General features: G+C 67.3%; 1 protein-coding gene. It reads right to left on the bottom strand.

The features are described from left to right. Positions 1 to 60: 60 nt before the first annotated feature. Complete coding sequence (locus tag G7A99_RS19825; RefSeq protein ID WP_163143487.1) at positions 61 to 1,263, bottom strand: IS256 family transposase; 1,203 nt, start codon at positions 1,261 to 1,263, stop codon at positions 61 to 63. Positions 1,264 to 1,368 lie beyond the last annotated feature (105 nt).

The raw sequence follows: 1,368 nt of genomic DNA, 5'->3' as shown, positions 1-1,368 counted from the left end.
GGTTGTGTCCCGTCAAGTGTGTAAATTCGTCTCGGTCACCGCGGGCTCCGTCGTCGGGGTTCAGGCTGCGTGTTCGAGTTGGTCGGAGCTGTCTTTATCGTCCCGGCGCAGTGCGGCGAGGCTGTGTCGGGCCATGTAACAGCGCCCGACCTGCCACTCTTCCGATTGCTCCAGGACCACGGCCCCAACCAGGCGGGTGACCGCCGCCTCGTTGGGGAAGATCCCGACCACATCGCTGCGGCGTTTGATCTCCTTGTTCACCCGCTCCAGCGGGTTGGTCGAGGCGATCTTCGACCAGTGCGCCGGCGGGAAGGCGGTATGGGCCAGGACCTCCTCCTCGGCGGTATCCATCATCTCGGCGACCTTGGCGAAGCGCCTGCGCAGTGAGTCGGCGGTCTCGCGCCACTGCTCGCGTGCGCCGGCCCCGTCCTGCTGGGCGAAGGCGGTGCGGATCGCCGCGGCGACCATCGACTGGTGGCGCTTGTGCACATGCGCGAGGACATCGCGCATGAAGTGCACGCGACAGCGCTGCCAGCTCGCCCCGAGCACCTGCGCCACCGCCTTCTTCAGCCCGGCGTGAGCGTCGGAGATCACCAGTTGCACCCCGGCCAACCCCCGGCCAATGAGATCCCGCAGAAAGCCGGTCCAGAACTTCTCCGTCTCCGCCGGGCCCACCGCCAGGCCGAGCACCTCCCGCCGGCCCTCGGTGTTCACCGCCACCGCCAGCACACACGCCTTCGAGACTACCCGGCCGCCCTCGCGCGCCTTCACGTAGGTGGCATCGAGCCACAGATACGGCCACTGCCCCTCAATCGGGCGCCGCAAGAAAGCGCCAACCCGCTCGTCAATCGACTCGCACAGCCGCGAGACCTGCGAGGAGGAGATCCCCGTCATCCCGGCCGCGCGCACCAGCTCATCCACCGAGCGCGTGGACACGCCCTGGATGTAGGCCTCCTGCACCACCGCCGTCAGCGCCTGCTCGGCCGCCCGGCGTGGCTCGAGAAATCCCGGCAGGTAGCTCGCGTGGCGTAGCCGCGGGATCGACAGCTCCATCGAACCCACCCGCGTGTCCCAGCGCCGGCTGCGGTAGCCGTTGCGCTGATCCGTGCGCTCGCCACTGCGCTCATGCCGGCCCGCACCGCACAAGCTCTCCACCTCCGCCTCCATGAGCTCGTGAACCACCTCGCGGACCAAATCGCGCAGAAAATCCGTCTCACCTGCCTTCTCTGCCATCGCCAGCAGTGCCATCCTGTCTTCGGTCATCGTGGGTCTCCTGTGTTTAGGGTTCTCGGTCTTCACAACCCGAATCCTAACGGAGACCCGCGGTGACCTCCTCAGCCGCTTTTACACACTTCCTGGGACACTACC

Source organism: Arhodomonas sp. KWT (assembly GCF_010993615.1).
Note: the sequence above shows the minus strand (reverse complement) of the source record. Positions and strands in the feature narration are given on the sequence as shown.